Annotated in this window: 14 protein-coding genes; 8 read left to right on the top strand and 6 right to left on the bottom strand. The window is 46.8% G+C overall.

What is annotated here, in order from left to right; all coding sequences use genetic code 11:
• Positions 1-2: 2 nt before the first annotated feature.
• The 5 genes from rplI (at position 3) to Q1A23_RS02630 (ending at position 7,215) form a co-directional block, all read left to right on the top strand.
• A complete protein-coding gene (gene rplI / locus Q1A23_RS02650; protein ID WP_299819096.1) occupies positions 3-446 on the top strand; it encodes a 50S ribosomal protein L9 in 444 nt (147 codons plus the stop codon).
• Positions 447-628: 182 nt separating this feature from the next.
• A complete protein-coding gene (locus Q1A23_RS02645; protein ID WP_299819093.1) occupies positions 629-1,609 on the top strand; it encodes a GSCFA domain-containing protein in 981 nt (326 codons plus the stop codon).
• Between the two features lie 91 nt (positions 1,610-1,700).
• Entirely contained in the window at positions 1,701-3,767 is a 2,067-nt protein-coding gene (locus Q1A23_RS02640) for a thioredoxin domain-containing protein (RefSeq protein WP_299819090.1), read from the top strand.
• Between the two features lie 135 nt (positions 3,768-3,902).
• Positions 3,903-6,434, top strand: a complete 2,532-nt coding sequence (gene priA / locus Q1A23_RS02635) for a primosomal protein N' (RefSeq protein ID WP_299819087.1) — start codon at positions 3,903-3,905, stop codon at positions 6,432-6,434.
• Between the two features lie 358 nt (positions 6,435-6,792).
• Positions 6,793-7,215 carry a cupin domain-containing protein gene (locus Q1A23_RS02630; protein ID WP_299819084.1) on the top strand — a complete coding sequence of 141 codons (423 nt, stop codon included), beginning with the start codon at positions 6,793-6,795 and terminating at the stop codon, positions 7,213-7,215.
• A gap of 127 nt (positions 7,216-7,342) precedes the next feature.
• On the opposite strand, the gene Q1A23_RS02625 is transcribed toward Q1A23_RS02630, so the two are convergent.
• The 5 genes from Q1A23_RS02625 to Q1A23_RS02605 form a co-directional block, all read right to left on the bottom strand.
• Complete coding sequence (locus tag Q1A23_RS02625; RefSeq protein ID WP_299819081.1) at positions 7,343-7,525, bottom strand: hypothetical protein; 183 nt, start codon at positions 7,523-7,525, stop codon at positions 7,343-7,345.
• A gap of 23 nt (positions 7,526-7,548) precedes the next feature.
• Positions 7,549-7,743, bottom strand: coding sequence for a hypothetical protein (locus Q1A23_RS02620; RefSeq protein WP_299819079.1), 195 nt, complete (start codon positions 7,741-7,743; stop codon positions 7,549-7,551).
• Between the two features lie 53 nt (positions 7,744-7,796).
• The gene (locus Q1A23_RS02615) at positions 7,797-9,290 is read right to left on the bottom strand and encodes a DASS family sodium-coupled anion symporter (RefSeq protein WP_299819076.1); all 1,494 of its coding nucleotides are present in this window, start codon (positions 9,288-9,290) and stop codon (positions 7,797-7,799) included.
• 241 nt (positions 9,291-9,531) lie between these two features.
• Complete coding sequence (locus Q1A23_RS02610; protein WP_299819073.1) at positions 9,532-10,056, bottom strand: DinB family protein; 525 nt, start codon at positions 10,054-10,056, stop codon at positions 9,532-9,534.
• Between the two features lie 227 nt (positions 10,057-10,283).
• Entirely contained in the window at positions 10,284-12,845 is a 2,562-nt protein-coding gene (locus Q1A23_RS02605; RefSeq protein ID WP_299819069.1) for a M14 metallopeptidase family protein, read from the bottom strand.
• Positions 12,846-13,270: 425 nt separating this feature from the next.
• Here Q1A23_RS02605 and Q1A23_RS02600 point away from each other — a divergent pair, with 425 nt between their 5' ends.
• Positions 13,271-13,963, top strand: a complete 693-nt coding sequence (locus tag Q1A23_RS02600) for a TIGR02117 family protein (RefSeq protein WP_299819066.1) — start codon at positions 13,271-13,273, stop codon at positions 13,961-13,963.
• 367 nt (positions 13,964-14,330) lie between these two features.
• Positions 14,331-16,220 (top strand): CocE/NonD family hydrolase, encoded by a 1,890-nt coding sequence (locus Q1A23_RS02595; protein WP_299819065.1) that lies wholly within the window; start codon positions 14,331-14,333, stop codon positions 16,218-16,220.
• Positions 16,221-16,299: 79 nt separating this feature from the next.
• On the opposite strand, the gene Q1A23_RS02590 is transcribed toward Q1A23_RS02595, so the two are convergent.
• The gene (locus Q1A23_RS02590) at positions 16,300-22,614 is read right to left on the bottom strand and encodes a T9SS type A sorting domain-containing protein (RefSeq protein ID WP_299819060.1); all 6,315 of its coding nucleotides are present in this window, start codon (positions 22,612-22,614) and stop codon (positions 16,300-16,302) included.
• A 487-nt stretch (positions 22,615-23,101) separates the two neighbouring features.
• Between Q1A23_RS02590 and Q1A23_RS02585 the strand changes: the two genes are divergently transcribed.
• Entirely contained in the window at positions 23,102-23,872 is a 771-nt protein-coding gene (locus Q1A23_RS02585) for a PepSY domain-containing protein (protein ID WP_299819058.1), read from the top strand.
• The last annotated feature ends 187 nt before the right edge of the window (positions 23,873-24,059 follow it).

Raw genomic sequence — 24,059 nt, 5'->3', positions numbered from 1 at the left:
CGATGGAAGTAATACTTAGAGATGACGTTAAGGGCTTAGGCTACAAAAACGATACAGTAACAGTTAAGCCAGGATACGGCCGTAACTACCTTATCCCACAGGGGTTGGCAGTTATCGCTAGCGTATCTAACAAAAAGGTTGTTGCTGAAAACATCCGTCAGGCTGCACACAAAGCTGAAAAAATCCAGGGCGATGCACAGGAGTTGGCAAACAACATCGGTGATATCACACTTGAGATTCCGGCTAAAGTTGGCGAGTCTGGCAAAATCTTCGGTTCAGTTACTACACTTCAAATATCTGATGCTTTAAAAGCAAAAGGATTTGATGTTGACCGTAAGCGCATTTCTTTTGATCAGGAAGTTAAGTCTGCAGGTGAATATACTGCAACCCTTAACCTGCACAAAGAAGTGAAGCACCAAGTACGTTTCAACGTAGTTGCTGAATAACCATACCAAAAAGACTACTACCAAAGCGTTCTGCCCTAAAGGCAGAACGCTTTTTTTTGCCCCTACCCCATCCGCCCAATTATAATACCTGAAGTAATAAAGTTAAATTGCTCAGGTATATTCTTGATAGGCATTAAAGTACAGGCTATACTGCCTTTTCTCAAATTAAAATAACAGACACCATGTTCCGGACAGAAGTTGATGTACCCAATACAGGTCTTAATGTTACCCTCCAAGATAAAGTGCTGACCATAGGATCTTGTTTTGCTGAAGTTATCGGAAATAAGCTACAGCAGCATAAGGTAGATGTACTGACTAACCCATTCGGCACGCTGTTTAACCCTGTTTCAGTTTGCCAGCTTTTAAATACAGCTGCAGGCACTCCCTATAATTTTGAATCGCACCTGGTGCAGCACAATGGCATCTGGTATGCTTATGATTTACATTCTTCCATTTCCTCTCCTGATAAAAACCAGTTACTAAAGCAAATACAGGAACGCCTTCAGATAACTGACCAGTACCTACAAACTGCAAACCTACTTATCATTACCTTAGGTACGGCAGTAGCTTACAAACTTTTAGAAAACGGTAATGTGGTAGCCAATTGCCATAAATTACCATCCAAACATTTCAACCGGCTGTTACTTAACCTCCAGGATACGCTGCACGCCTTCGAGCAAACCTTGCAACTATTAAAAAGTATAAACCCGAAGCTTAAAGTAGTTTTAACTGTAAGTCCTGTTCGCCATGTAAAGGAAACACTTACCATGAACAGCGTGAGCAAGTCGCAACTACGCCTGCTTTGCCACTACCTTCAGGAGCGTTACCAGGAGGTGCTATACTTCCCGGCATACGAGATTATGATGGATGACTTGCGAGACTACCGCTACTACAAAGATGATATGCTGCACCCGACTACTTTAGCAGAGAATTATATCTGGGACAAGTTTATAAATGCCTACTATGAGGAGCAGTTTAAACGGTTTGCTGCAGAGTGGGGTAAACTATCAAAAGCACTCGTCCACAGGCCATTTCACCCGGAAAGCGAAGGTCACCAGGCTTTCCTGAAGAACACGATAACACAACTAAAGCAGCTTTCGGAAAAGTATAAAATCAATACAACATCGGAAATCGAGTATTTAACAGCGCAGCTAAAAAGCTGAGAGGCCCTTATACATTACACTCTGCCCAATACTTTTGCTTTGCTTGCCCGTAATTAATTAAGACACTACCTAAGGTTAACCCGGCAATTGTATGGCAAAGAATAAAGAGAAGAACGCTAACCGACTTATAAAAGAGAGCAGTCCTTACCTGCTGCAGCATGCTTACAACCCTGTAGATTGGTACCCCTGGGGCACGGAAGCACTTAACAGAGCAAAGCAGGAAGACAAGCCGATTATAGTAAGTATAGGTTATGCCGCCTGCCATTGGTGCCATGTAATGGAACACCAGTCTTTTGAAAACGAAAAGGTTGCGGAAATAATGAACAGGCACTTTGTATGCGTTAAAGTGGACCGAGAAGAGCGCCCCGACGTGGACAGCCTGTACATGGATGCCGTTCATGCGATGGGTTTACAAGGTGGCTGGCCTTTAAATGTTTTCCTGAACTCAGAAGCCAAGCCTTTTTACGGAGGCACATACTTTCAGCCACAGCAATGGGTAAGCTTGCTACTAAACATTTCCGAAGCTTATGCCACTAACCGGCAAGAATTAAATAAGTCGGCAGAAGAATTTGTTAAGCACCTAAATCGCAGCGAGCTGGAGGTATATGGGCTTAAGCAAAGTACACTACAGGTAAAAGAGGAAGATCTGAAAAAAATATGCCATAAGGTAACGGCACACTTCGACAAGAAGCATGGCGGCCTCTCCCCTGCCCCCAAATTTCCGATACCTACCAACTACCTCTGGCTCTTACGCTACCACCACCACTCAAAAGACGAGCAGATACTAAAGCACCTGCACCTGACACTCCGCGAAATGGCCTATGGGGGCATTTACGACCAAATTGGTGGCGGCTTTGCACGTTATTCCGTGGATGCTGAATGGCTGGTACCCCATTTCGAGAAGATGCTTTACGATAACGGCCAGCTGATTTCGCTTTATGCTGAAGCTTACCAGGCAACCAGAGAGACACTCTACCACGATGTAGTGTATGAGACCATAGCTTTTGTAGAGCGAGAGCTGATGAGCCTGGAAGGCGGCTTCTACTCTTCGTTGGATGCAGACAGCGAAGGAGAAGAAGGCAAATTTTATACTTTCACTAAGGATGAACTGCACCAGCTGTTCGGCTCCGAAGAACCACTTTTCTCGAAGTATTACCACGCCACGGCAGCAGGTAACTTTGAGCATGGCCGTAACATCCTGCACCGCCGCATAAGCGATGAGGCTTTTGCCGAAGAAAATGAACTGGAGATAGAAGTACTGCAGGATATGGTGCAGAACTGGAAAGAAAAAATTATGCAGGTGCGGGCACAGCGGGTAAGGCCTGGCCTGGATGATAAAATCCTTTGCTCCTGGAATGCGCTAATGCTTAAAGGGCTGGCTGACGCTTATTATGTTTTTGGCAATAAGCACTTTTTGCAGTTGGCCCTACGCAACGCCGACTTTATACTTCAGAACTTTAAAACAGGAGATAAACTGTATCACAATTTCAAGCAAGGCAAGGCAACAATAGATGGTTTTCTGGAAGATTACGCCCTGGTGATCTCAGCCTTTATCAGGTTGTACGAAGTAACGTTCGACGAGAAGTGGCTGCAGCAGGCAAAAGACCTAACCGCTTATACTTTAGCTAATTTCTTTGATGAAACCGACAACCTGTTTTTCTTTACTGATAAAGCCTCGGAGAAACTGATATCCCGCAAAAAAGAACTCATCGATAACGTAATACCGTCTTCTAACGCTGTGATGGCTGTTAACCTGCACCTGCTTGGTTTGTACTTTGATGAGCAGCGCTATACGGCTTTATCAGAGAATATGCTCGCAACTGTACAAGACCTGGTATTGAAAGAACCTACCCATTTAGGCAACTGGGCTATACTTTATTACTACAAGCTGGTACAAACCGCCGAAGTGGCTATCATAGGCCCGGAAGCCCCGGAAATGCGCGCCGAGATCAGTTCTTTTTACTTGCCTAACATCATACTTGCCGGCACTACAGCTAAAAGCGAGATGCCACTACTTCAGCAGAGAGAGGCCATTGGGGGCAAAACAACGGTTTATGTATGCTACAATAAAACTTGCCAGTTACCTGTACATTCAGCAGCTGAAGCCATAAAACAGCTATCAAGTAACCAGGAAAACGAGAAATTCCCGGTACTGTAATAAAAGCGTTTGGTTGGGTGAAGGCATAAAGATCGTGTACCAAAAGTCAGCTCTCTAAGCAATTCGCCAGACAACAATTTAGCAATTAGCTCCTTTTTTACGACCTTTGCTGTAAGGCATTTATACTTACACCCTTTGTCAGAGCTACTCAATTTTAATTACCCGCCGGAGCAGGCCGTGGAACGCGTCACCTTTTTTGCTGATGTGATTCTGCCATTGCCATTGCCAAAGCTCTATACCTACCGTATTCCCTTCGAAATGAACGATGAGGTGCTGGTGGGGGTGCGGGTGATTGTGCAGTTCGGATCTAAAAAGGTGCTAAGTTGCATTGTGGCCGACATACACCAAAATGCTCCGGCTGATTACCAGGCCAAGTATATTCTGGATGTGCTCGATGATAAGCCAATCATCACCACACCGCAGTTGAAGCTGTTTAAGTGGATTGCCGACTATTATATGTGCACCTTGGGCGAAGTGATTAACGCTGCCCTGCCATCTGCACTTAAACTTAGCAGCGAGTCGCGCATACAGCTGCACCCGCACTACAACCCCGAAGAGGACGAGCTTATACTTGCCCCCCAGGAGGAAAAGATCATCTATGCGCTGCAGCAAAACCAAGCCCTGACATTTACTGATATTGGCAACCTGCTACAGTTAAAGAGCTATCATAAATTTATCAAATCGCTCATCCAGAAAGAGGCGATCATTATTTATGAGCAGGTAAGCGATAAGTTCTCGCCGAAGGTGGTGAAGAAGGTGCGCATTTCAGAGCATTTTGTGCAGGATGAAGGGATGCTGGAAGAGCTGTTTAACCAACTGGCGCCACAGCCCAAGCAACTGGATGTGCTGCTGAACTACCTGCAAAAAGTACCTGTACACCAGGATATAAATTTAAATTATAAGGGTGTGGCCAAAAGCGAGTTAAGCAATGCGCCGCACCTTTCGGCTTCTTCTATCAATACGCTTATCAAAAAAGGCGTGCTGGAGCAGTTTGATCAGGTAGTGTCGCGGTTTCCCGTGGATCATCAGCCAAAGTTGATGCCCATGGCCTTATCGGAGCACCAGGCAAAGGCAAAGGACGAAATTCTTGGCTTGTTTAAAGAGCGGGACACCGTATTGCTGCATGGCGTTACCGGTAGCGGCAAAACCGAAGTATACATCGATCTCATAAAACATGCTTTAGATAGTGGTGGCCAGGTTTTATACTTGCTACCGGAAATTGCCCTCACAGCCCAGATCGTACAGCGCCTAATGAAGGTTTTTGGCGAGAAGTTGGGCGTTTACCACTCTAAATTTTCTGATAACGAGCGTGCCGAAGTATGGCAGGGTATACTTTCGGGCCGTTTTCAGGTGGTGGTTGGGGTGCGTTCGTCCGTGTTTCTGCCTTTCCACGATTTATCTTTAGTTATTATTGACGAAGAGCACGAAGCCAGTTACAAGCAATACGATCCGGCACCGCGCTACAATGCCCGCGAAACTGCCCTGATGATGGCGCACCTGCAAGGTGCCAAAACTTTGCTTGGCTCAGCCACACCGTCTGTAGAAACCTATTACAACTGCAAAACCGGCCGCTGGGGACTGGTAGAGATGACAAAACGCTTTGGGGAAGCCCAGTTACCGGAAATTGAGTTGGTAAATACCCGTGAAGAGCAGCATCGCAAAAACATGCACAGCCACTTCTCCGGTAAGTTGTTAACTGCCATCGAAGAAAGGCTGAACCGTAAAGAGCAGGTTATACTTTTCCAGAACAGGCGTGGCTATGCCCCGTTCATCAGTTGCGACGAGTGTAGCTGGATACCTAAGTGCAGGCATTGCGCCGTAAGTTTATCGTACCACAAGTATAACAACGAACTGCGTTGCCACTACTGCGGCTACCACGAACGCATGCCCCATGATTGCCCCGCCTGCGGCGCTACTACGCTTAAAAGTATGGGCTTTGGTACCGAAAAGGTAGAAGACGAACTAAAGCTGCTCTTGCCAAGTGCTGATGTGCAGCGCATGGACCTGGACACTACCAAGAAAAAGAACAGCTACCAACAAATAATCGCTGACTTTGAAACGGGTAAAACCAACGTGCTGGTAGGCACGCAGATGGTAACCAAGGGCCTCGATTTTGAGCATGTGAGCCTGGTGGGTATACTTAACGCTGATACGATCATCAACTTTCCGGATTTCAGGGCGCATGAGCGGGCGTACCAGTTGTTTGTGCAGGTTAGTGGCCGTGCAGGCCGGAAAGAGAAACCCGGTACGGTGATTATCCAGACAAGAGACCCGCTGCAACCCATTTTCAGGAAAGTACGCAACAATGATTACCAAAGCCTGTACGAGCACGAGATAGAGGAGCGTATGCGCTTTGGTTACCCTCCGTTTGTGCGCATGATCAAGGTAACGGTAAAGCACATGGACGAGCGTGTAGCAGAGAACGCAGCTATTGTTTTAGCCAAAGACCTGACCGACAGAATGGGAAAACAGCAAGTGCTGGGGCCGGAAGTACCGTACATCTTCAAAATACGAAACCTGTTTTTGCAGGAGGTGCATGTAAAGCTGCCCCGTGAAACAACCAACCTGCGTAACGCTAAAGGCCTTATTGCCCAGGCTATTTTTAACCTGAAGCTATTACCAGATTTTAAAGATGTGCGTATAGTTGCCGACGTAGACCCGGTTTAATACCTTAATTTCCTGCCATTCCCTTTTCCTAACATACCATTGGCCCTGCCATACGGTGTCCTCATCAATTCGTGGCTTGCTTAGCTAGCAATCAGGCAACTTATGTGCTGGCAGCTACATCTTTAAAGTACATAGCAGCAGTACTGTCTAAAACTCAGAACCAAAATCTAAATGTTAAGCAAAAGTTAAATTATACTACAAATACTCATAATCATACAATATCCTAAGCTTAGCAGTCGTACTTATAATACGCTACCGTTACTAGGGCAGGCACCCTGTTTCACCTTCCTTGCTCCTGGTTTTATATACTTCTCTGCTACCTATTATTTGATACCTAATCCTAATTACTAAAGCAACTATGAAAAAATTATCGAGAATTGCCGCTACCCTGGCACTAGCATTAACAGCAGCAACAGCCTGGGCAGGCGGCCCCGGAAACGGCTGCACTACCAATGGTGCACCCCGAACCTTCTCCCAACTGCTGGATAACCACAGCATGCGGCTCTGGGAGGTTGAATTAAAGCCAGGTGAGTTTGTTGATGTACACGCGCACCCTGGCCAGAAAGCATATGCTGCCACAGCCGGCACTTTGCAGGTTACTACATCAGAAGGCAAAACAGAAGAAAGAAATGTGAGAGCCGGTGACTTGTTATGGACAGATGCCACAAAGTATAAAACGGTGAATATGGGCTCTGAGGCCTTTAAAGCGGTTGTTTATGAAGAAAAATCAGAACAAATAAACCAGCCCCAAAATTTTTATGCTTTATTTTCAAAACTTTAACAACCTTATTCAAAGGCTTCCCGTATAAATAAACACCTTTGGCTAAAAGTTGAAAACCTGAAAGTCTTATTATCTAAACAGATCATAGAGACTTTCAGGTTTTTCCTTTTTATACCCCTCTCCCCTTTTAAACGTCCTTTTTATTTCGAAGCAGGATAAACAAATAAATGAAGCCGAAAGCCAGAAAAACAACCAGCAGGAAAACATCTATTGAAGTATAATCTCCAGTAAAAACTTTGTAACCGTTAAGCGCTGCAAATACAAAGCAGGCAATCGTCATCATAATCCGGTAGGGGCGTCGGTTTTGCATGTATGATTAAATTAAGCTGTAGGTTAAGATGAGGGTTGGTTTTTCTGTTTCCAGAGAATGTATAGGTAAAACAAGCCTAAGGCGGTAAATATGCCAACCGACGAGAGGTCTTGCCATGCATAATTGCCCGGACCATTTAGCAGCTCCCGCAACTTTAGCCCAGCAAAGCCAAAGCAAGCAGCGGCAAGTATAATTCTTACCCAAGTGTTATTTTTCATGCGCCATAAAGGTTTATACTACTAAGATAGGCATAATAATGCTAATTAGCTTGCTACAGGGCCAGGTACAGCATTATAAAAAGCGAAATAAGCGCCGCACCAAACATGTTCAGGATAACACCGGTACGCACCATAGTAGCAATAGGCACCTGTTTACTGCCATACACGATAGCATTGGGCGGAGTGGCTACGGGCAGCATAAAAGCAAAGCTACAGGCAATTACCACCCCTAGCACCGGATAAAGCAAAGGCACATTTATACCGTGCAGCACCCCGATAATTATTGGCACAAATGTAATGGCAATGGCCGTGTTAGAGCTTACTTCTGTCAGGAATAGCACCAGCAACACAAGTATAAAGATGAGCATAAACTGCTGCTCCGGATCAATAAAGGCTGTTATGCCTCTGCCAATGATGTCTGCCAGACCCGAGGTAACCACAAGTTGGCCGAGCGCCATGCCTCCTCCGAAAAGCAGGATCGTATCCCAGTCAATTTTCACCAGATCGCCGGCAGTAATGGTACCTTGCCCCTCGTTTTCCTGGCCTGGCGGAATAAGGAACAATAACAAGGCAGCCAGCAACGCAACTGTACTCTCAGCAAAATAAGTACTCATAAACGTGTAAGCCTCTTCTAAACCAAACAAGTTTAAGAAACCAGGTGTAAGCCACAGCAGCACAGCTATGCTAAAGACGCCCATGGTAATCAGCTCACCTTTTTTCAGCTTCTCCTTTTTGCTTATTTCTTCCTGCACATAGCCGCTGACCAACTCCCGGTTATAGCTGCTCTTACTTAAAAAGTAATTCATATACAGCAACATGCCACCATACATGGATAGCGAAATGGGCAAAGCCATCAGCATCCACTGCAAAAAATCAATGCGAACGCCCTGCTGCGCCAGGTAGTTTACTCCGATTAAGTTTGGCGGCGAACCGATGATAGTACTCACGCCCCCAATAGAGGCACTATAGGCGATCCCCAACAGAAAGTAAACAGCAGTATTCCTGTCATCTTCCCGGTAACAGACCAGTTTCGTAACGCCTAAAATCAGCGGCAGCAGCATGGCTACTGTAACCGAGTTGCTTACCCACATCGAGAGCACAAACGATACCAGCGAAAACCCCAGAAACAACCGGAAGAGGCTTTTCTGGAAAAATGGTTGCGAAAGTATAAACAGGGCAATTCTTTTGTCAAGGCCGTGCCGCGTCATGGAGCGTGCCAGCAGGAAACTACCGATAAACAAAAGTATAATAGGATGGCCAAGATTCTGGAAAGCGGTTTCTATCCGGGCCACTCCCAGCATTACCGCCAGCAGCACCCCCAAAAAAGCTGTCATCGAAAGCGGGATTACCTCTGTCATCCAGAACACCAGGCAAAACACCATAATGGAAGCCACCATCCTTGCCTGTAATGGCAGCCCAGCAGTAAACAACCAGATAAGTATAGCCAGAACAGGTGCCAGTATAATTCCAATGTTTCTGCGTGATAGCTGCATAAGGTGGTGGTTTATACTTTGGAACGTACCAATGCATTCAAGATAGCAAAGCATAGGCAATGTTTAGGAGTGTTTATTTACTGCAAACGCAACTAAGAAGTTCTTTGCGCTTCGTAAGTCCGCAAAACTCCAACCAAGCTGCTGTAAGTGAAGATGGTCACAAATATGCACCTCCGCTAGATAGCACTCCATTTATAGTCTGAGAGCCACCAGATGATGTATTAACGTAAAAAGGCTGCTCTAGCCGATTAAATCAGTTAGAGCAGCCTTTACAGGTAAATCTTAATTTATACTTTTAAACCAGGTAACGCTCGCGCAAAATACGCAGGTGGTGTATTTCGTGGCCAAGTATGGTGTAGCCTATCGCACGGACACTTATTTCTGATCCGCTTCCGATGCCTTTCTGGTTCAGGGCCTCCTCATCAAAGCTCTTGAACAACTCAATGGTAGCTGTTCGTACGGCGGTATACTCTGCCAGAATAGAATTAATATCGCGCGTATCTGCTTTAGATGGGCTTACATAAGCATTTTCATCAAAACCCGGCAACGCCGTTCTGTCCTGGCGGGCAAAGCGTAGCGCACGGTAAGAAAATATACGCTCTGCATCGAGCATATGCACCAGCAGCTCTTTTATACTCCATTTTCCTGGTGCGTAGCGGTGCAGCAACTGCTCTTCTGCAAGGCCCTGCATTAAACCAGCAATGTAAGAGTAGCTGGCAGTAAGGCCTTCAATAAGGTCATCGGCTTTTGCCTCTTTTATGTAATTGCCAACATTGTCGCTGTACTCATCGGCTGCTGGGTAAGTTATGATCGTAGCCATCTTTTGCTGTGATTTTTACACCACGAAGGTAATACATTTTGGTTAGCTAATACTTAATAAGTAGAAAGCAATGTACACGATATGCTTTTAACGGTCTGCCTTCTTCCTCAGCGAGAAAATTCACGACAAGACTAGTTGTATATAATACTGTACGTATTGTACCTCCAGTAAAGAGAAAAAGGGCCGCAACTGGGGTAGCTACGGCCCTTTTGTATGTTAGCATGAGCTTATTGCCCTACCACAAACACGGCATTGCCAAACATGAGTTTACCGCTTTGCCAGAACCCCCTGAACAAAGGGTTGTCAGCCAGGTACACCACTTGCCCACGGCCCATGCTTTGGGTACCAAGTATAAGCGCATCCTGTAGTTTCTCTTTTATACCTGCGCCTACAAAGCCTGTGGCATAGTTGTTCTTTTTAAGCACGCCAACGTTCCAACCCTCGTCCATAAACTGGTACAGATCAGAGGTGCGCACAAGTGCAAAGTACGTGTCGCCATAGCCAAAGGCTAAAGGGTGTGTTTTGTCCAGATCTACCCTGAACACGCTGCCTTGCACTTCTTCACGGATGGCTTCCCGCTCACGTTCGGCATAGGTGCGCAGACTAGCATAAGGGTCTTCCTTTTTCTTATCCTGCTTTTCTTTGCCATCTGCTTCGTCTGCACTTTTCTTTTTAAGGTTGAAATCCTTTTTGTTAGCCAGATAGCCTGCTGCGCTCTCCATAGCAATCAGTTTGCCGCCGCCACGTATCCAGCCTTTTATCTGCTCCAGTTTTTCCTCGTTTAGCACGCGGCTGTAATTGCCTGTTGGCAGTATCAGTACATCAAACTCGTGCAGCGGCACATTTGCAAAGTATGAGGTGTTTAGCACCGTTACAGGGTAACCGATTTGCTGCTCGAAGTAGTGCCATACTTCTCCGAAACCGTAAGAAGATACCCCCTCACCGGACATGACAGCCACTTTAGGCATTTTAAGGTAACGCACGCTGCCAGAGCCAAAATCGGCACCGCTGCTCACAAAACCTGTACCGGTGGCGGTTAAGGCAGCACCATGCTTGGCAGCCAGGTCACGAACGGTTGCATCCAGCTTATCGCCTAAACGCTCATTGCCTGTGCGGGTAATGATAAGCGTACCGGCTTCATACTTTTGGCCGTCTGTTTCAAACCCCTTTTCGGCCATGCGCACTTTTACATTCTGTTTCATTAGTTCTGTTAAAAACTTCAGATCGTTCAGGCTGCTCCAGCGCGCCAGGTAAGCGTATGGTTTGGCTATACTTATACTTTGCACAGCCGCTGCAGCCGGTTGTTTTGCAGAAGCGTCTACCCTGGATTCTACAGCATAAGCCTGCACCCCATAAGCATAAGGCAAGGCCCAGGAGGTAATATCGTAGGTTACTGAATCCTCGAGGTTGGCATGTGGCTCAAACAGCACTTTAACGAGCGTAGACTTTGGCTGATACATGCTGATGACCAGATCGCTTTCCTCAAGCTTTACGCTTTCGTCTTTGCCTGTGCTATAGTTAAATCCTCTTTCAGATGCACGCTTGCCTGCGTAGCCATACTGTATGCCCTGGTTGTCCAGGTACTCTGTAAGGGCTTTGATGTTACCGGCACTTCGGGCATCGCTTTTAATTACAAATGCCTTGTAGTCGCCGGCTGGCTTTCTAAGGTTGTTGTCGTGGTATCGGGCAAATTCCTGCTTTAGCTGGTCAGCTTTTTCGGAGGTGGCTTTAATAGTGGCTTCGCTGGCTGCAACATGGTGGGCAATTCTGTCAACCAATGTAAGTGTGTCGCCATCCTGCTTTTGGTAAGCCAATCCCGCTCTGCCCGAGCCGCCTTGCTCGTAGGTCATGCCGATGGCACCGTTGAAGGTTGGCCAGGTATCGCCGTAGCTTGGGTAAAACAGGTCGAAGTTTTCGCGGGTAAAGTATAACCAGTTGTTTTTATCGAAGTATTGGCGGTTGTAGTCGCCGATGGTGTTCTGGAACTGGCGCTGCCACGGCGTTATACTTTCATGAAACGGTTTGGCTGCGGGAGAGAAATAGTATGGCGATTCCGGCCCCATCTCATGGAAATCGGCGTGTACTTGTGGTAGCCAGCTGTTATACTGCTTCAGGCGCTGCTTCGATTCTATTTGTGTTTGCCAGGCCCAGTCGCGGTTCAGGTCGAAGTAGTAATGGTTTGGTCTGCCACCCGGCCACGGTTCCCAATGCTCCCAGGCATAAGGCGATGCATTGCCGCCCTGGCTTGCAACTGTCTGCTTGTACCATTGCACATAACGCTCGCGGCCATCAGGGTTAACGCAAGGGTCAAGTATGACAACGCTGTTCTGAAGCCATTGCTTTGCCTGTGCATTGTTGGGGTTAACTAAATCATACAGCACCTGCAGTACCGCTTCAGAGCTTACAGATTCGTTGCCGTGGATGTTGTAGCTTAACCACACAATGGCTGGTTGGTTTCCTTGTAAGGTGCCACTCTGCACTCCTGCCTGCCGCAGGTTATTTTCGCGTATCTGCTCTAGCCTGGGTAGGTTCTCGTCGGAGGCGATGTATGCCAGCAGTAGCGGGCGCCCTTCGTAAGTGCGGCCATACTCCTGCACTTTCATGCGGTTTGGTGCCTGCGCGGCAAGGTAATTTACATAGTCTGCAATGCGGGCATGGGTTGTAAACTGCTTGCCCAGCTGGTAGCCTAGGAACTGCTCTGGTGTTTGTATGGCCTGCTGCGCAAACGCAACCTGCATACTTAGCAGTACAAAGGCTAAAGCGAACAATCGCTTCGTGGTGTGTATCATAGTGCTGTTAGTTGAGGAATTTGAAGGTACAATCTGGGCATAATTGCTGAATTTGTCAAACTACTGCCCGGCTGTATATGGCACTTTTAGTATACTTTGTAACTGCTAAAAAGATGTGCTTACAAATGTTTTTTAGTGAACGATATAGCTTCGGAGAAAATAATTCAGTAATTTTGCAAACACAAACGGAAACCCAATGTTTGCACATTGGTACTGCAGAGGTAATAGCGTGTAATCAGTATTATAAATATGATGCTTATACTTTACTCTGGTTTTGCGGCTGCACAATAGCGCTAGCAGCAGAAATTATCCGGATGCCAGATTATCAAAGGAGAAACTAAATTAACTAAACTTACATTCAGACCCGGAGCTTTGCCCCGGGTTTTGTTTTTTACGCTTATCCTGTTCTGCTCGTATTACAAAGCATGCAGCAGTTTATCTTAAAGGCATTTTATTTAACAGCGAAGGCAGCGGCGCTGTTGCTGGCAATAACTGTGTTGTTTTTTGCATCTGGGTTTATACTTAGCAGCATTCCCGTAAACAGCAGTTTGGCACAAGCCACCAGGCCAGGCGCTATCGAGATATTTGTCACCTCCAACGGCGTGCACACCGATATTATCGTTCCGGTTAAAACACCCTACCTGGACTGGCGCACAAAGCTGCCCCTGCACCACTTTAAGAACGTAGACAGCAGCTATGCCTACCTTGGTTTTGGCTGGGGCGACAGGCGCTTTTACATGGAAACACCCGAGTGGAAAGACCTTAGATTGGGGGTGGCACTCTCATCGGCGCTGTGGCCTACGCGTACCGCCATGCACGTAGAGTATATCAAGTATAAACTAGTACCCAACAAGTACCAACGGCCTATACTTATAAGCCCAGAGCAATACCAACTCCTGATCAGCTACATCGACGCTTCTTTTCAGAAGCAGGATAGCCTGTACCTGCACATTAGCGGTTCCGGCTACTCGCACAACGATACTTTTTATGAGGCTAACGGCAAGTTTTACCTGCTTAAAAACTGCAACAACTGGGTAAACCAGGGGTTACGGAAAACCGGAGTGAAAACTGCACTTTGGGCCCCGTTCCCTTATGCCATTATGCGGCACTTGCGGTAACCGCTACTACGCGTCTGCTGCCTCAGTAATACATTCACTCTGGTCCTGTATTTCTAAAACCATAGCCCTAACAACCTGGAGGGCTTGCTTTTGCCTGTTTCCGGCCACAAGCGAGCAGCGCCAAAAACATAGCAAACCAGTTCACTAAAAAGAAGTGGATGCGCTTTTTATCATACTTCCCAGATCATAGAAGCTACTGTATGTAATCATACTTATATAAGTAAAGCATTCTTTAGTATAGCCAACTCCCAGAACACCAAAGCGATTAAGCTACTACCATTTGTATTTTCTAATTGCTATATTTCCGAAAGTATAGTGCTTAAATCATTTATCAAATTTAAACTAACTCGCCTCAAACATAACACACATGAAAACTTATACTAACCAGTTACGCTTGTTCGTGCTGCTGCTGGCTATTGGCCTGAGTGCAAGTGCAAGTATGGCGCAAGCTGTTAACCAAGACTCTGCGTACATCCGGCAGAACTACGAAAAAGCAGAATACCAGGTACCGATGCGCGACGGTAAAAAGCTTTTCACGGTGGTATACTCGCCAAAGGATAAAACCAAGAAATACCCGATACTGATGAACCGTACGCCTTATTCGGTGGGGCCTTACGGCGAAGGCTACAAAACCAGCCTTGGCCCGAGCAGCAACCTGATGCGCGACGGTTATATTTTTGTTTACCAGGATGTGCGCGGCACCTACATGTCGGAGGGTGATTTTGTGAACATGACGCCCCACATCGCCAATAAAAAAGGCAAGAAAGCGGTAGACGAAAGCACCGACACCTACGATACAGTAGACTGGCTTACCAAAAAACTGAACAACGACAACGGCCGCGTAGGGCAATGGGGTATCTCCTATCCCGGATTTTATGCTGCTGCTGGCTTAATGAGTAACCACCCGGCCCTGAAAGCAGTATCGCCCCAGGCCCCTATTGCCGACTGGTTCTGGGATGATTTTCACCACAACGGTGCCACTTTTCTGCCGCATGCGTTTAACTTTTTAGCCAGTTTTGGTTTGCCACGCCCGGAGCCAACCACTCAGCGCAACCCCCGCTTCGACCACGGCACCCCTGATGGATACGAGTTTTTTATGCGCCTTGGCCCGCTAAAAAACGTTAACGAGAAGTACTATAAAAACAATGTTGCCTTCTGGAACGACATGGTAGAACACCCGAACTACGACAAGTACTGGCAGGACCGCAACATACTTCCTCACCTCAAAAACATCAAAAACACCGCCGTAATGACTGTGGGTGGCTGGTATGATGCAGAAGACCTTTACGGCCCGCTAAAAATTTACCAGACGCTGGAAAAAAACAACCCGAAGCTGACCAATATGCTCGTAATGGGCCCTTGGATACATGGCGGCTGGGCACGCACCGATGGCTCCAGCCTGGGAAACGTGTCGTTCGGACAAAAGAACTCGCCTTGGTATCAGCAGGAAGTAGAAGCCAAGTTTTTTAACCACTACCTGAAAAGCGAATCTAAAACACCGGTGCAATTACCGGAAGCAATCATGTTTGAGGGCGGAAACAACACGTGGCGCGAGTTTGAAGTTTGGCCTCCGAAAGAAGCTAAGGAGCGTACATTATACTTGCATGCCGATGGCAAAATGAGCTTTACAGCGCCAACAGCAAACGAGGCAGCAGCATCAGAGTTCATCAGCGACCCCAATAAACCCGTACCCTTTACAGAGGCAGTTGCTACCGGCATGACACGCGAGTACATGACCGACGACCAGCGTTTTGCCAGCCGCCGCCCGGATGTGCTCACCTTCCAGACAGATGTGCTGACAGAGGACATTACACTTGCCGGAGAGATATTGGCACAGCTAAAAGTGGCCACCACAGGCTCTGATGCCGACTGGATTGTAAAACTGATTGATGTTTACCCGGATACAGCCCGCGCTACGGCACACCAGCCGAATAAACCTATGGGCGGCTATCAGGCCATGGTTCGCAGCGAGGTTTTCAGAGGGCGCTTCCGCAACAGTTTTGAGAAACCAGAGCCGTTTACGCCAAACCAGGTGACGCCGGTAAATGTGGAGCTGCAGGATGTGCTGTATACTTTCAAGAAAGGCCACCGCATCATGGTGCAGATTCAGAGCACGTGGTTTCCGCTGGTAGACCGTAACCCGCAGAAGTACGTGGACAATATCTTTAAAGCCAACGAGGAAGATTTTATCAAGACCACGCACAAAGTATACCACTCGCCACAGCAGCCAACAAGCTTAAAAGTAAAAGTACTTTAAGCTATACTTTATACTATACAAAAGTAAAAGAGCCAGGTAAAATACCTGGCTCTTTTAAATTAAACCCTAATTAGCTCTTTTATTTCCGGAGCACTTTAAAGTGCTTGGTCACTCCGGCCATTCTCGTTGTTACAATGTAAATGCCCTGCGGCAGGTTAAACTCCACTAACAACTCCTCTGTGTTCAAGCCTTTTTCTACCAGAACAGTTTTCTGGAGTAGCTGCCTGCCTATAGCGTTAGAAAGTATGATTTGCATAGTACCCTCCTGCTCTGCCTCTATGTTTAGCTCTAACCTGTTCTCGAATGGGTTAGGATAAACAATGATCTTATCGCTGATGCTGCCAAACTCAACCATCTTAGGGCCAAAGTACTCAAACTGCCCATTCACATCCATCTGCTTTAGCCTATAGTAGCGCGTACCATGCTTGCCATTCTCACTATCTACGTACTTGTAAACCTGCTTCTGGTTGGAGTTTCCGTTCTTAGTTGCTACATAGTCTATTTTCCTGTAAGCTTTGCCGTCCTCAGACACTTGTATCTCGAAACCGGCATTGTTTTGCTCCAGGGCAGTTGCCCACTCCAACACCACGTTGTAGCCTTGCTTCTGGGTAGTGAGGTATATAATCTCGACAGGCAGTGGCGTTACACCAATATTGGTGAGTACATAGCGTATACAGCTGCTACTATTTAAAATCTCGACCTTAAGCTGCACATTTGGTGCCGGGGCATCCTCTATGTATACATTGCTAGGTCCGCTTTGTACCGGCTGTCCCCATTCACCATTGCTTGTTACCTCTATAGATTCTCTTCTGTACCATACGTACGTAGGCGATGCACCAAAATCAGCATCAGGCACTTCACTTTCCAGGGCTGTTACTTCCCATTTGGTTTCCCCGTCTGTCCACTCAACACGCAACAACGGATCTTCTAGTTCCTCTATTTCTGTTAGGGTTACCACCACATCCTGTACCACAGAGGCACAATTCTCAGCATCCGTTACAGTTAGCCTGTAAGTTCCTGCTACTCCCGTCTGGAAGCTTGGCGTTGTCGGTGTTGGTCCCTGCCATCCAGCAGGCACTTGCCAGGCATAAGTATACCCTCCGGCCCCACCGCTTACATTTGCAGCAACCGTAGCCTGGCTGCCCTGGCAAGCCGACACATCCGCCAGATCAACGAGCGGCAATGGATTTATCTCTACCGTTGCTGAGCCAGTCATTGCTTGTGGGCAGGCTGCTGTTGTTGCGTTTGCTACGGTAGTTGCTACTACTGTATAAGTACCTGCAACTTCCTGGTTTCCGAAACTGATAGCTGTACCAGTACCTGCCACCGGGCTTCCTACAGCAGATGTACTGCCGTTTACCGTGCGGAACAGTTGGTAATTTACGCCACTCTGAGAATTTTGTAAGCCTACGGCCACACCGCCGCCATTTATGCAATAATCTCCTCCGCCAGTAACACTATAGGCCACAGGTGCCGGTGTTTCGTTTATCACAACCGGGCCATAAGAAAGAGTGCACGCTCCGTTCTCTGAAATTGGCTGCACCGAGTAACTGCCAGCTATGGTTTGGTTACCAAAACTCAGCACACCACCGGTACCAGCAACAGGTTGCCCCACATTTACGGTTGTACCGTTTACGGTGCGGCGCAGCTGGTAAGTAACGCCCTGCTGCGAACCATTTATACTTACAGGTACTCCTCCTGTGCCGCCGCTACAGAAAGCCCCTCCGCCAGCCATCGTTTGCGGCACTACCACCACCATGGTTATAGGGTTAGAAGCAGCTACAGGCTGGCATTTATTTTCATCCGATGTAAAGTTTAAGCTCACCACATCGCCATTATTCAGGGTGCTGGAACTAAACTGTAGTGCAGAACTAAACTCTGTTCTTGATACCACATTTCCGGAGCTGCTTGTTACCACCCACTCCATTGTCAGGTTTGTAAATGCTGCACTTGGCGTGGCCGTGAAAGTAACAGGTGTGCCCTGGCATATAGAGCCGGCCGGGCTACGGCTGATAGTTACGTTATAGTTGTCTGGCCTGCCCAGGTAAATCCTGTTTGAGAAGAGTACATTGCCTTTCGTATCATTCTGAACAGTAAACTCAGGTCTGTTTACATATGCAACACAGCTTATGTTAAACTGCCCATTAGGCCTGGCACGTACCGTAAAGTAATCCGTTGAGGATAAGCCCGCCTGGCTTACAGTTCTTCCTGTTTGCCCTCCCTGGTTATCTACTGCATCGTTTTTCCACCAGTCAAAAGTAAACATATTCGATACGTCTGTTCCGCCTACCCATGTTACTTGCTCATACCTTGGGTTAGTTGGGTAAGTAACCGAAGTTACGTTTGCCAGTACCGTAGCAGTATAAGTAGTTTGCTGGCCAGGGCACACAGGGAAAGGAGCAGCGGTAAGTATAAGTGTTAAGGTAGTGATTGGCGTTACAGGTACCACAACAGCATTACTTATACTTTCGGCGCACCCTCCAGACATCACCACTCGTCGGTACCAGGTAGTTTGGGCTACAGCGCCCGGGCTGTAGTTTTGGGTATTATTTATACCTGTAGCAGGGCCAAAACCAGCCGTTGCAGAAACAGTACTGCTTTCCCATCGGTAAGTATAAGGGCCATTGCCACGGGTTGGTGTAGAGCCTGTAAGCATACTGGCCGTTGTATTGGCACATAAAGTCGGGTTTGGGTTACTGATTGTATTGTTTGCAATAGTTGGCGTTACAGTAATTGTTACATTACTCTCTGCACTACAATTATTTGCAGTAACCCTTAAAGTATAAGTAGCTACGATATTAGTCGCGCCACCATTTGGCAAGGTTAGCGTTGGCTGGGCAACAGTAGTGCTGGATAAACCTGTGGCTGGGCTCCAGCTGTACGTATAGCCTGCTACTGCCGGCACGCCTAATACAATAGCCTGACCTGCGCAGACAGTTTGTGCTGCCCCGGCATTTGCCACAGGGTTAGGAGTAACAGTTACCACAGTTGCGGCAGATGCAGTGCTGCACGAAGTAGAGGCGTTACTTACAACTACAGTATAAGACCCAGTTTGATTTACCGTGTACTGATTTGATGTATTTGTGGCAAGAAGCTCATTATCTCTGTACCATGAATAATTATAGGCTATACCTGTAGGTGTAACATCTGCAATCAAGGTTACGGTGCCGCCCTGGCAAATAGTCGTTGGCCCGCTTGTGCGAACGCTGACTATCGGTGCCGGATTTTCTGTAACAATTGTGGCTGCGGAGAGATTTGCACACCCTGTTGCGTCAACCGTAACTGCTACTGTATAGTTTCCGGATTCCTTAGCCACAAAGGTTGCACCTGTTCCGACTTGTGTGCCATTTCTAAACCAGACAAAACCAGTTCCGATATCAGAAACAGCTGTTAGCGTTACAGAGCCACCATCGCAGAAAACAGTTGGGCCGGATGCGGTTATACTGGCGCTAGGCTGCGGATTAACCGTAACACTTACCGGCGCTGACTCAACAGAGCAACCGTTGCTACTTACTATTACCGTGTAATTACCTGACACGCTTGCGCTGAAACTATTGCCCGAGCCATTCTGTATAGTACCATCCAGATACCATTGATAAGTATAACCTACACCCTCAGAAGCTGTTAACAGAACACTTTCTCCGGTACAAACAGTAGTAGATCCGGTAAAGGTAATGGTAGCTTCTGGTAATGGTTTTACCAGGAGTGTGATAGCGCTAACATCATCTGCACAGCCCTCCACAGAGCTGCTGGCGGTAAGCGATACTGTGGCACTACCTGAGCCGGTAACTACCACGGTGGCAGTTGCCACGCCTGTTTCTGTGTTGTATACGGGGTTTGTGATAACAAAATTTGCATCAGAAGTGGTCCAGGCGGCAGCTTCTCCGGTAAACGTACCTTCAACATCAAAGCTCACGGTGCTTCCAGGCACCAGACAGGCTTCGTCGTTGCCGCTGGTAATGGTAGCTGTTGGTTGGGGCACTACTGTTACCGTTACCTCCGCAGAAGTTTTAGTACAGCCATTATTGGTTACACTTACACTATAGTCTCCGGATTGCTGGGCAGTATAAACCCTGGTTGTTGCTCCATCTATCTCATTACCGTCTCGTAGCCATTTGTAGCTGTAGGTTTGTCCGTTTGGTGCCTCTGTTGCAGATAGTATAATGTTACCTCCCTCACAAAATGTAGTGGGCTCTATGTAAGTTATGGCCGCTTCCGATATTGTGCTAACTAGAATAGAAAGTGGCTCTGACGTATTCTGGCAGCCAGTAATTGTGTTTGTTACGGTAAGTGTAAATGTGCCGGATGTGCTTACTTCTAATGTTTGGCCAGTTCCGATAATATTTGTGCCATCCGACCATGCATATGCAAGATCATCTCCGGCAGGTACGTCGGGTGCGTTTAATATAACCAGGCCTCCCTCGCAAAAATCTACAGGTCCGCCAGGCGTAATAGTAGCTGCTGGCAACTGGTTAACGGTAACAGTTACAGGATCATCTGCAAGAACAGCACAGGTATTACCTGTTACTTCTACGGTGTAAGTGCCAGATGCAAAAACCTCCAGCGTTGACGCTGTACCAAGTGTAGCAGCAGGGGTACCTACTTCGTACCATCTATAAGTATAAACTCCTACATCAGGCGTAGCTGGGTCTACGCCAGCGGTTAGTACAACCGACCCGCCGGCACAAAATGTTGTTGCAGAGCCAGCAGCAATTTCAACTTCGGGCAGTTCCTGTTCTGTAACAGTAGTAACAGCAGACATAACGGTGCAGCCATTTAAGGTTACCTGCACCGTATATTCTCCATCTTCATCAACTATTAATGTATTCGTATTGGCGTTGTTTATTTCATCTCCGCCTTCAAACCATTGGTAAGAGTAACCTGCGCCCTGCTGCGCTGTAAGGGTTACGGTGCCATTTTCGCAGAGCACCACATTGGCTCCCTGTGTAATTACAGCAGCAGGAAGCGGGTTTACCGTTACCGTTACCAGCGATGTTACAGTACACCCACCAGACACGGCAGTTACAGTATAGGTTGTTGTTGTGGTTGGGCTTGCAGTTACCGTACTGCCGGTAGTGCTGCTTAACCCTGTAGCCGGAGACCAGGTATAGCTATCGGCTCCGCTAGCGGTTAAAGTTGTTGCCTCGCCAGCACAAATAGTAGCAGGAGCTGCATTTACTGTAATGGTTGGCTGGGGAGATACTGTAACTTGTACTGCTCCAGATCTGGCACTAGCACATGTACTTCCCGATGGTGTAATAGCAACAGAATAACTACCAGATGCTGTAGCTGAATAAGTAGCACTTGTAGCGCCTGTGATAGGACCGCTACTATCAAACCATTGATAAGTATAAGTACCTACTGCTGGTGAGGCAGGCGAGGCCTGGGCTGTTAGCTGTACTGTTTGCCCTTGGCAAACTGCCGCAGGGCTTGCAGGTGTAACCGTTGCAACCGGTGTCTGAATAGCTCTTGCAGTAACCGCTACACGCTGGGAGCTCTCGCAGCCTGTGGTCGTGTTGTAGCTGCCAACATAAACTGTCAAAGGGTTGAAATCTGTTAGCTGTGCAACATAATCAGCTCCTGTTCCCAGTACAGTACCGCCTGTTGCAGCTGAATACCATCTATTTGTAGCACCAGCTGTTGGGTTATTACCTCCAACAATTGCGCTTGATAAAGTAACTTCTCCTAAACCACATCTGGTAACTGTTGGGTTTGCAACAGTTGGAGGAGGAGGAATAGAATTTATTGTTGCTGTGACTGCTGTTCTTGATGAACTTTCGCACCCTACTGAACTTACAGAACTAACATAAAATGTAGTGGTGGCATTAATACTTGGTGTTGTATAAGTTGACTCAGTAGCATTGCTTATCGGAGTTGTAGCATTATTTGACACATACCAGCGATAGCTACCACCCTCTGGAGCGCCAGATGCAGATAATTCAACGGCTCCAGCACCACATCGTTCAGCAGGAATCCCTTGAGGTGCAGCAGGAAGTTGATTTACTATTATTCGGAAGTATGTATCGCTGAACGATTCCTGCTGTCCCCCATTGTTAGTAAACCTAACTCTGTATATCCTGTCATTATCTTGAGCTGTAGGGGTAAAAGTGAAGGAAACTAGAGCGCCTGCACTAGTAGTAGTTATCCCTCCTACATTTACAAAAGCCGCATTAGGTGGAGTACTGTACTGCCATTGCGCTCTTACGTTCTTAGCAGTAACAGTAAGAGTTTTAGGTACTCCTAAACATGCATTTTCTGGAACTATTTCAGGTGTCTGCGCCCACGCCACATTTCCAACTAGCAGGAATAGCAAGAGTAAACTGCTAATTAAATAAGACTTGCTAAGACTAGTGCTTTCAGGTCTTAAAATCAGTTTAGTAAAAATTTTCTCCATAAAATTAGGGTATGATGGTTGGGAATACCTGTTACAGGTAGATGAGCATGGCTTTGGTACTCTACTAAGGATTAGAATTAGGCCTTATCAGGCAACGAAAGAGCAAAAGAGGGCCTGTAGCAATCCTTTTTCAGAGGTTAAACCCTTAAAAGAATGGCTGCACAAAAACAAGCTATAGTATATTTTACAGGTTGTTTGGAGGAATAAATGGTGCATTTCTGTAATGCACCAGCAAAGCCTGCTCAAACTTGAATCTTAAGAGATGATGCAAGGCTAATAAGTGTATTTTTAACACAAGATATTATATTAATTATTGTAATATATTATACTCCTACAGGATATGTACAACATTTAATTAAATAAGTTTCATTTTTAGAATTATATTTCTTTAAATAATTTAATTTATAATATAATTATTGCAAAAAATATAATATCATCTATATTATATTTATAGTATTTTTGAGCTGTATTAGCAGCATTCTCACTTATGAACCGCCTCACACACCTGCGCATTCGCAAAGCACATCGGTACCTGGGTTTACTTACTGGCCTACAGTTTGTGTTCTGGACAATGGGCGGTTTATATTTCAGCTGGTCTGACATCGACGAGATACATGGCGATTTCCAACGCAGGGCTGCTGCCAACTTCAGCAGCACAATGGCAATGGCCTCTCCGGCACAGGTGCTGGCACAGCTGCCGCAGGCAGATTCTGTAAAATCGATAAAGCTGATTGAAGTATTGGGGCAGCCGCTGTACCAGGTGGTATACTTTGCGAGCCTGGGCGCTGAGCCAATGGCCCATACGCAACTGGCGCTGGCAAAAGACGGCACGCTTCGTGCACCACTAACCCAGGAAGAGGCCGTACAAATGGCCCGGCGCAGCTTTAACGAGAAGGTTGAAGTGCAGCAGGTAGAGTACCTCACGGCAGGCCATGTGGGCAAGCACCACGAATACCGCGAGAGTCCCTTACCAGCCTATGCGGTAACCATGCAGCACCCTACCAGCACCACCGTTTATGTGGCCACAGAACGCGGCGAGGTAACAAAATTCAGAAACAACAAGTGGCGTGTGTTTGACTTTATGTGGATGCTGCACACCATGGATTATGAAGGCCGCGATAATTTCGGCAACTGGCTGCTACGTGCTTTTTCTGTTGCAGGCATGGTTACCATACTTTCCGGGTTTGCGCTATACTTTGTCAGTTATGGAAATGGCAGGCGCAAAACCGTTGGCGGCAGGCCCCGCAAAACAGCTTAGCCCGGAAGTTGGGCAAGTATAACGTTGCCTGTTAGCTGCAGCTATACCTGGCGTGGCTTATTTAAGTATAAACAACATACCCAGGCAATTTACCGGAAAATGGAAGCCCTACTTTATACTTCATCAAAAGCTGCTGCAGCCGCAGCTATAGTATATTAAACTCTGCCTATTTGTTTGGAAAAGCCTT

The organism is uncultured Pontibacter sp. (assembly GCF_947492645.1).
Classification (GTDB): Bacteria; Bacteroidota; Bacteroidia; order Cytophagales; family Hymenobacteraceae; genus Pontibacter.
This window is presented reverse-complemented; position numbering and strand designations above follow the sequence as displayed.

Bases quoted from the DNA above. Each gene is read 5' to 3' on its own strand.
- rplI (WP_299819096.1), top strand. From the start codon at position 3: ATGGAAGTAATACTTAGAGATGACGTTAAGGGCTTAGGCTACAAAAAC.
- Q1A23_RS02615 (WP_299819076.1), bottom strand. From the start codon at position 9,290: ATGCTTTGCTATCTTGAATGCATTGGTACGTTCCAAAGTATAAACCAC.
- Q1A23_RS02610 (WP_299819073.1), bottom strand. From the start codon at position 10,056: ATGGCTACGATCATAACTTACCCAGCAGCCGATGAGTACAGCGACAAT.
- Q1A23_RS02605 (WP_299819069.1), bottom strand. From the start codon at position 12,845: ATGATACACACCACGAAGCGATTGTTCGCTTTAGCCTTTGTACTGCTA.
- Q1A23_RS02630 (WP_299819084.1), top strand. From the start codon at position 6,793: ATGAAAAAATTATCGAGAATTGCCGCTACCCTGGCACTAGCATTAACA.
- Q1A23_RS02585 (WP_299819058.1), top strand. From the start codon at position 23,102: ATGAACCGCCTCACACACCTGCGCATTCGCAAAGCACATCGGTACCTG.
- Q1A23_RS02640 (WP_299819090.1), top strand. From the start codon at position 1,701: ATGGCAAAGAATAAAGAGAAGAACGCTAACCGACTTATAAAAGAGAGC.
- Q1A23_RS02595 (WP_299819065.1), top strand. From the start codon at position 14,331: ATGAAAACTTATACTAACCAGTTACGCTTGTTCGTGCTGCTGCTGGCT.
- Q1A23_RS02625 (WP_299819081.1), bottom strand. From the start codon at position 7,525: ATGCAAAACCGACGCCCCTACCGGATTATGATGACGATTGCCTGCTTT.
- Q1A23_RS02600 (WP_299819066.1), top strand. From the start codon at position 13,271: ATGCAGCAGTTTATCTTAAAGGCATTTTATTTAACAGCGAAGGCAGCG.
- Q1A23_RS02645 (WP_299819093.1), top strand. From the start codon at position 629: ATGTTCCGGACAGAAGTTGATGTACCCAATACAGGTCTTAATGTTACC.
- Q1A23_RS02620 (WP_299819079.1), bottom strand. From the start codon at position 7,743: ATGAAAAATAACACTTGGGTAAGAATTATACTTGCCGCTGCTTGCTTT.
- Q1A23_RS02590 (WP_299819060.1), bottom strand. From the start codon at position 22,614: ATGGAGAAAATTTTTACTAAACTGATTTTAAGACCTGAAAGCACTAGT.